The organism is Staphylococcus sp. GDY8P196P, from assembly GCF_017891705.1.
GTDB lineage: Bacteria > Bacillota > Bacilli > Staphylococcales > Staphylococcaceae > Staphylococcus > Staphylococcus ureilyticus.
The window spans coordinates 270,588-277,602 of sequence record NZ_JAESJS010000021.1; the positions used below are offsets into that span (position 1 = coordinate 270,588).

8 protein-coding genes are annotated in these 7,015 nt (G+C 32.0%); 5 read left to right on the forward strand and 3 right to left on the reverse strand.

Annotation, left to right across the window (positions count from 1 at the left end; genetic code table 11):
- Positions 1 to 120: 120 nt before the first annotated feature.
- Positions 121 to 2,376: an ATP-binding cassette domain-containing protein gene (locus KA814_RS12880; protein WP_064209093.1), complete on the reverse strand. Its 2,256-nt coding sequence runs from the start codon at positions 2,374 to 2,376 to the stop codon at positions 121 to 123.
- A 180-nt stretch (positions 2,377 to 2,556) separates the two neighbouring features.
- Here KA814_RS12880 and KA814_RS12885 point away from each other — a divergent pair, with 180 nt between their 5' ends.
- Entirely contained in the window at positions 2,557 to 3,606 is a 1,050-nt protein-coding gene (locus tag KA814_RS12885) for a CAP-associated domain-containing protein (RefSeq protein WP_046207851.1), read from the forward strand.
- An 11-nt stretch (positions 3,607 to 3,617) separates the two neighbouring features.
- The gene (locus KA814_RS12890; protein WP_046207850.1) at positions 3,618 to 4,052 is read left to right on the forward strand and encodes a YlbF/YmcA family competence regulator; all 435 of its coding nucleotides are present in this window, start codon (positions 3,618 to 3,620) and stop codon (positions 4,050 to 4,052) included.
- Between the two features lie 67 nt (positions 4,053 to 4,119).
- Here the strand turns inward: KA814_RS12890 and KA814_RS12895 are convergent, their stop codons facing one another.
- Positions 4,120 to 5,046 carry a glycerophosphodiester phosphodiesterase family protein gene (locus KA814_RS12895; RefSeq protein WP_064209092.1) on the reverse strand — a complete coding sequence of 309 codons (927 nt, stop codon included), beginning with the start codon at positions 5,044 to 5,046 and terminating at the stop codon, positions 4,120 to 4,122.
- A 131-nt stretch (positions 5,047 to 5,177) separates the two neighbouring features.
- Between KA814_RS12895 and KA814_RS12900 the strand changes: the two genes are divergently transcribed.
- Positions 5,178 to 5,429: a YlbG family protein gene (locus tag KA814_RS12900; protein ID WP_064209091.1), complete on the forward strand. Its 252-nt coding sequence runs from the start codon at positions 5,178 to 5,180 to the stop codon at positions 5,427 to 5,429.
- Between the two features lie 84 nt (positions 5,430 to 5,513).
- On the opposite strand, the gene KA814_RS12905 is transcribed toward KA814_RS12900, so the two are convergent.
- Positions 5,514 to 5,903, reverse strand: a complete 390-nt coding sequence (locus tag KA814_RS12905; RefSeq protein ID WP_064209090.1) for a DUF7147 family protein — start codon at positions 5,901 to 5,903, stop codon at positions 5,514 to 5,516.
- A gap of 65 nt (positions 5,904 to 5,968) precedes the next feature.
- On the opposite strand from KA814_RS12905, the gene rsmD reads away from it, so the two are divergent.
- Entirely contained in the window at positions 5,969 to 6,511 is a 543-nt protein-coding gene (gene rsmD, locus KA814_RS12910) for a 16S rRNA (guanine(966)-N(2))-methyltransferase RsmD (RefSeq protein WP_046207846.1), read from the forward strand.
- Between the two features lies 1 nt (position 6,512).
- The gene (gene coaD / locus KA814_RS12915) at positions 6,513 to 6,998 is read left to right on the forward strand and encodes a pantetheine-phosphate adenylyltransferase (protein WP_019469279.1); all 486 of its coding nucleotides are present in this window, start codon (positions 6,513 to 6,515) and stop codon (positions 6,996 to 6,998) included.
- The last annotated feature ends 17 nt before the right edge of the window (positions 6,999 to 7,015 follow it).

Here is a 7,015-nt window from a genome sequence, read left to right on the forward strand (position 1 = left end):
ATAACCTGCGACACTTTTGTGTCGCAGGTTATTTTTTATCTAAAGGTTACAGATACATTTGGATTTATTTTATATTAATAAAAATGTGGAAATATGAATTAAGTGTAGAAGCATCTTAACCTAAGATAAATATCTATTTAAGTGTTTTGCTGTAACAGAAGCAGTGTTTGTTAATAGACCATCCGGTTTCCCTTGATATAGTAATTTGCCACCTTTATTTCCAGCATATGGACCAATATCTATAATCCAATCCGCATGCGTCATCATTGTTAAATTATGTTCAATGATTACCACAGTGTTCCCTTGCTCAATTAAATTATCAAAACTAGCTAAAATAATTGGTATATCATCTTCATGTAAACCAGTGGTAGGCTCATCAAATACAAAGATATGGCCGCTTACAGTGTGTGTTAAATACTTGCTGAGTTTAACACGTTGTATTTCACCACCAGAAAGTGTATCAAGTGTTTGACCTAAACTCATATAATTTAAGCCAGTTGCCTTCAATGATTGTAAAGGTTCTGCAATAGACCTATTTGTATGGAAGAAATCTAACGCTTCATCCACCGTTAAGTTTAATATATCTGCTATTGAATAGCCTGCAATCGTTGCACTTAATACTTCAGGTTTATATCTTTTACCACCACATACATTACAAATTTGAGTGAAGTCTGGCATAAACGCAAGCTCAGTTTTTAACACGCCTTTGCCATGACACTCAGGACAAGCGCCTTCAGAGTTGTAACTGAATAATGATTTCTTTAAGCCTGTATGATTACTGAAATAGTTACGGACGTCTTCAAATATATCAAGATATGTTAATAAATGAGAACGACTTGAAGCGTGCACCGGTTTTTGATCAATAATAATAGCATCAGTATTATTTTTTAAGCCCCCGTGTATAAGTGTGCTCTTGCCAGATCCAGCTACACCGGTTACCACAGTCATTACATGTTTAGGAATACGCGCTGAAATATCCTTTAAATTGTTTTGCGTCATATGGTTTAAGTTAATAAACGCATGAGTTGGTCTTACTTTTGATTTTAATTTGTGTTTTTTCTTTAGTGCTTGTCCAGTACTAGAATTTGATGATAACAGACTAGAATAACTACCAGTGAAAATAATTTCACCGCCATTTTTTCCGGCATAAGGTCCTAAATCTATGATGTGATCAGCGATTTTGATAACGTCAGGGTCATGCTCTACAACTAGAACTGTGTTACCTTTGTTTTTAAGCGATTGAATAATTTCATTTATTTTTTGAATATCCTCAGGATGTAGCCCGACACTCGGTTCATCAATGATATAAACTAGGTCACTTAAAGGACTATTTAGATGTCTGATAAGTTTAATACGTTGAGACTCTCCACCTGACAGGGTCTTCGTTTCACGATCCAAAGTAAGATAGTTAAGACCGATATAACTAAGAGATTCTAATTGCTTTAGCAAAGGGTTAATTATAAATTGTGCTTTACTAGATTCTAGTTTTTTTATGAAATGCATCGCATCATCAATAGATAAGTGTGTGAAATCAGCAATATCTAAGCCGTTAATTTTAGATTTTAATACATTTTGATTTAATCTCTTGCCATCACATGTCGGACATTTTTGTGACGTCACAACTCTTTCAATATCATTTTTGAATTTATTTTTTTCGAAATTATCATTTAATAAAAATGAACGTCTGAATCGATGGATCAGCCCTTCGAATTTTGCAGTTTTTGGCCAGTTTTCAGGAGGATTTTTCAATTTGGTAGGTTTCGTGTATAACAAAGTATCCAATTCTTCTTTAGTATAATGCTTTAATTTCTTGTCATTATCAAATAAACCTGAATATAAATAACGTTTACCACGCCAACTATCCGGTCTGAAAGAAGGGAAACGGATTGCATCTTCATTTAAAGATTTTTCAAAATCTAATAACTCTTCTAAGTTAATATCTTCTATGTATCCAAGGCCAGAGCATGTTTCGCACATACCTTTTGGGTTATTAAAAGAAAAGATATCAGAATATCCTACAAATGGTGTACCGATACGTGACCATAATAAACGGACTGAAGCATATATATCAGAAATTGTACCTACAGTTGAACGTGAATTTCCCCCTAATCTTTTTTGATTGATAATCATAGCTACGGGTAAGTGTTCTATTAAGTCTACGTTTGGTTTACTATATTGTTTTAATTGGTTTTGTATATATGTAGAATATGTTTCGTTAAGTAAACGTTCAGATTCGGCAGCAATTGTATTGAAGACTAATGATGACTTACCTGAACCAGAACGACCAGTGAATACAGAAATTTTATGTTTTGGTATATCTACGGAAATATCTTTCAAATTATTTTGTTTCGCACCGTGAATACGAATGATTGACATTTTTGTCACCCCTTTATTTATTTTATACCCAAAATTTTATTGTCTATTAAGTCGTGTTAAGATAATCTATGATGAAAATGTAAAGGGATGATTACAAATCAATAAATTTGAGGACATGCCTTGCTTGTATCTGTTATAAACATGTACAATGAACCAAAGAATAATGTAGGTGGATGAGCGATGAAGAAACTGATAATTAAAGTTATTGGTGTATTAGTATTGATTTGTTTTATAATTTATTTATTTTACTCACCGCGTTTGAAATTCGATGTTTTAGAAAATCCTAATAAAGATACGTCAAAAACAACACAAAATAAAGATTTTCGAAACACAAAAACAAATGTTGAAAATCCAAAGCTTAAAAAAGGTGTGGGTACTTGGATTGGACAAGATTTACATAATTTAACTGAAAATTATGGACAAGCTGATAGAGTGTATGCATATAAAGGTGGTTTTAAAAACTACGTCTTTAAACAAAAAGATCAATATTATCTTGTAACAACTAAAAAAAATAAGATTAAATCTGTGTATGCCACTGGTAAAAATGCTAACGCTAATCCGGTAGAAATTGGTGACAATGCATCTCATGTTTTCGAAAAGTACAGTATCAATCCGGAACCGACGATTAAAGCTAATGGCAAAACGTATGAAATAGAACTTTCTGATTCAGATATGAAAACACAGACATTAATTAAATTTAATGATGTTTATGCACAAATATATATTGATCAACAAGCTAACGAAATCGTAGGTGTAAGATATTTAGATAGTGAAGCATTAATGGCATTTAAACCTTATCAAATGATAACTGCACAAGAAGATAAAAAGGTGAAAAATAATTATAAAAAAATACCATATGAACAGAATGCAAATCAATTGATGACACTTTATGAAATAACTAATGAAATGCGTAAATTAAAAGATGCAAAACCTTTAAAAATCAACAATGACGTAGCTCATATCGCATCATACAATTTATACGAAGCTATTGATACTGACAGTGTAGAATTCACAGAAGATGCATTAAAACAAAAGCTGAATGAACAAAATATTTCTTTTGTTTCCACTAGTCAAAATGTGGGTTATGATTTTAACGAAGTACCAACTTTAATCCACAGTTGGTTAAACTCTGATATTCATAGATCAAGGATGTTAAATTCTAAATACAATGAAGTTGGCGGCGAAGTGTCAAACGGATATTATACAATTATTTTCATTGAAGATAAGTAGGAGAGATTATTATGATAACAGAAGAAACGGTGAATATTCTTGATGATATTGAGCATTTAAGTGATAAAATACTTGATTCACGATTATATCATTCATTTAAAAAAGCAGAACAAAATTTACAAGAAAACGATGAAGCACATTTACTCTATCAAGCCTTTTTAAAATCAAAAGAACAATATGATGAAATCATGAGATTTGGTAAATATCATCCAGATTACCAAAAAGTGATGTTAGAAACACGTAAACGTAAACGTGCTTATGAAATGCTACCTGTAGTTATGGATTACAAACAAAAAGAGGTTGCATTACAAAACTTAATAGATGAGGTTATCGTAAAAATAGCTTATGCTGTATCTGAAAATGTAAAGATAGAAACTGGCAATCCATTTTTCCAAAAAGATGCAAGTGGTTGTGCTACAGGTGGTTCTTGTAGCTGTTCTTTATAGCAAATCAACGCTGTAGTGTTAATTCATATAAAAGCTGGGCACTTGTAGTGACCCAGCTTTTGTATAATTATTTATTTCGATAGGTGTTTTTAAAACGTTCTGCTAAATCAGGTCTATCAGTGACTAACGTATGCACCCCAGTTTTAACTAAATCATTCATTAAATCTAAATTGTTAATGCCATAAAAGCCTGGAACGATGTTACGTTCATTTAACCACTGAATAAATCTAGGAGAAGTCAATTTAATACCATTAAAATTCACTGGCATTTGAAATGTATGAGCTTGTGGTTTAAACGTGTTACCTAAACCTGATTTGAATTTTAAGAAGCCTTCTGCCACTTCATTTTGGCTTGCGCCAATCGCTATTGTATGGTTGCTTTCTTTTTTGAACAAATTAATTTGATCGCTTTGAAAACTAGTAACTAAAACTCGATTTTGCGCGTGGTTTTTAACAATGATATCGTAAATTATTTTAGGTGCTAATTTACCTTGATTACTTTGTGAATCATCTTTAAGATCAACATTTATCAGTGTGTTAGGATATAATGTTAATAATTCATCAAAAGTCAGTATTTTAGCGTCAGGATGATTACGATAAGGTGTTGAGCCGTTTAAATCCTTGAAATGATAACCTGCGTCTAGCTGTTTTAATTCAGTTAAAGTATGTGTTGCTACTTTTCCAGAGCCATTTGTTGTACGATCAACATCTGCATCATGAAAAACCACTAATTGTTGATCTTTAGTCAATCTCACGTCAATTTCGAATCCGTCTACGTGATGTGATAAAGCATTGTCAAATGCGAGTTTTGTTAGCTCAGGTTTTACTGCCATACCACCACGATGTGCGAAAATGTACGGTGCAGGCTTAGAGAAAAAAGCTGGAACTTCTTGGTTCGTAGGTTTAGCTTTATATTTAGAAAAGAAAATAACACTACCTACTAAACCAACCGTACCTAAAAATGCACCTTTTATTAATTTGTTTATTGTTGTCATGCGCAAATCCTCCTTGATTTGAGTATATACAGTAATATAGCAAATGTTAGCTATTGTTCAAAATAATTGTTATTTATTAATCGAATTAGGCATGATATTATAAAGTGGCTAATAAATGGAGTGATGATAGTATGAATATTGTATCTAGAACAAGTTTAGTTATATATTTAAAACATATGAAACACGAACGCCAAATTAGAAAATTTGGACATATAGTCAGTACGAATAAGTTACAACGTTATGTTATTATGTATATAAATGAAGAAGAGGCTGACACTATTGTAGACAAACTGATGAGCTTAAAATATGTAAAACATATAGCAGGTTCTCCTTATAAATATCTTAAAAAGGAGTATCCAAAAGAACAACATGAATTTTCGTGATTGTATTAAATTTAAATATTTTTTATTAATAAACAAAGTCACATTAGCTTTAAATATAACTACGTGACTTTGTTTTATTTACGACTATTGTAATGGTGGTATCCACCGTTGAAGTCTCAATACACTGATTAAATAATTGAAATAAATACTGTTGGAATGAAAATGCTCGGGTGGTTGCACATCAATTTCTTTCACATCAATGTTGAAACGTGCTGCTTGTTCGTTAATTAAATTGAATTTTTTATTCGAATATGGATATGGATATTTAACTGCATTTACCATAATGTACATCGCCTGAAAATGTTGACCTTGGGTAGGTTTCATAATAATAGCCACTGAAGATAATTGTTTATCAAAAGTAGGGGTGTGGAAGTAAACGATATGCTCGATTCGTGCGTGATTGTATTCAATGAGCGTTGTAAATTCAAATAAGTCTGTAAGGCCTTCGCCCAATTGTATAAAGGCTTGTTTCATTTTGCCCCTCCTTTCATGCAGTATGTATTATATAAAAATAACTTAAAGAATGGAAGTGTTTCTCAATGAGAGTGATTTCTGGAATCCATAAAAGTAAACCACTAGAAAGTATGGAAGGTCGTAACACTCGGCCTACGATGGACAAAGTTAAGGAAGGAATTTTTAACAGTCTACACGAAGTATCAGGCATTGGGTTAGATTTATTTGCCGGAAGTGGTGCCTTGGGTATTGAAGCATTGTCTCGAGGGATGGAAAAAGTGATTTTTGTAGATCAAAATTTCAAAGCAATAAAAATTATCAAAGCGAACCTTCAACATTTAAACATTGATGAACAAGCGGAAGTTTATAAAAATAATGCAGATAGAGCACTTAAAGCACTTTCAAAAAGAGAAATACAATTTGATGTTATATTTTTAGACCCACCTTATGATAAGGGATTAATTGATGAAGCGTTAGACGGAATTATAAAGTTTAATTTATTAAAAGAAAATGGTATTATCGTTTGTGAGTTCAATCATAAAGAAGAGATTGATACAAAATCATTTCATGTGATTAAAAGATATCACTATGGATTAACAGACACTTTGTTATTAGAAAAAGGAGATTAAAATGTCTACAACTAAAGCAGTGATTCCAGGAAGTTTTGATCCAATTACATATGGTCATATTGACATCATTGATAGGAGTGCCGATCGCTTTGATGAATTGCACATTTGTGTTTTGAAAAATAACAACAAGTCGGGCACTTTTTCAGTCGATGAGCGCATTGAGTTAATAGAAGCATCTGTAAAACACCTTGATAATGTTACAGTACATCATTTTAATGGATTACTTGTAGATTTTTGTGATGAAATTGGTGCGCAAACAATTATTAGAGGTTTGAGAGCTGTAAGCGATTTTGAATATGAATTGAGATTGACTTCAATGAACAAAAAGTTAAATAGTAATGTAGAAACGATGTACATGATGACAAGTACAAATTATTCCTTTATTAGTTCCAGTGTAGTGAAAGAAGTGGCTGCATACAAGGCTAATGTATCCGATTTTGTACCAGAACATGTTGAAAAAGCATTGAATGAAAAGTTTAAGAAATGATAAAGAACCACTTCCCA

Coding starts and splice junctions, on each gene's coding strand:
- KA814_RS12905 (WP_064209090.1), bottom strand. CDS start 5,903: ATGAAACAAGCCTTTATACAATTGGGCGAAGGCCTTACAGACTTATTT.
- coaD (WP_019469279.1), top strand. CDS start 6,513: ATGTCTACAACTAAAGCAGTGATTCCAGGAAGTTTTGATCCAATTACA.
- KA814_RS12900 (WP_064209091.1), top strand. CDS start 5,178: ATGAATATTGTATCTAGAACAAGTTTAGTTATATATTTAAAACATATG.
- KA814_RS12895 (WP_064209092.1), bottom strand. CDS start 5,046: ATGACAACAATAAACAAATTAATAAAAGGTGCATTTTTAGGTACGGTT.
- rsmD (WP_046207846.1), top strand. CDS start 5,969: ATGAGAGTGATTTCTGGAATCCATAAAAGTAAACCACTAGAAAGTATG.
- KA814_RS12890 (WP_046207850.1), top strand. CDS start 3,618: ATGATAACAGAAGAAACGGTGAATATTCTTGATGATATTGAGCATTTA.
- KA814_RS12885 (WP_046207851.1), top strand. CDS start 2,557: ATGAAGAAACTGATAATTAAAGTTATTGGTGTATTAGTATTGATTTGT.
- KA814_RS12880 (WP_064209093.1), bottom strand. CDS start 2,376: ATGTCAATCATTCGTATTCACGGTGCGAAACAAAATAATTTGAAAGAT.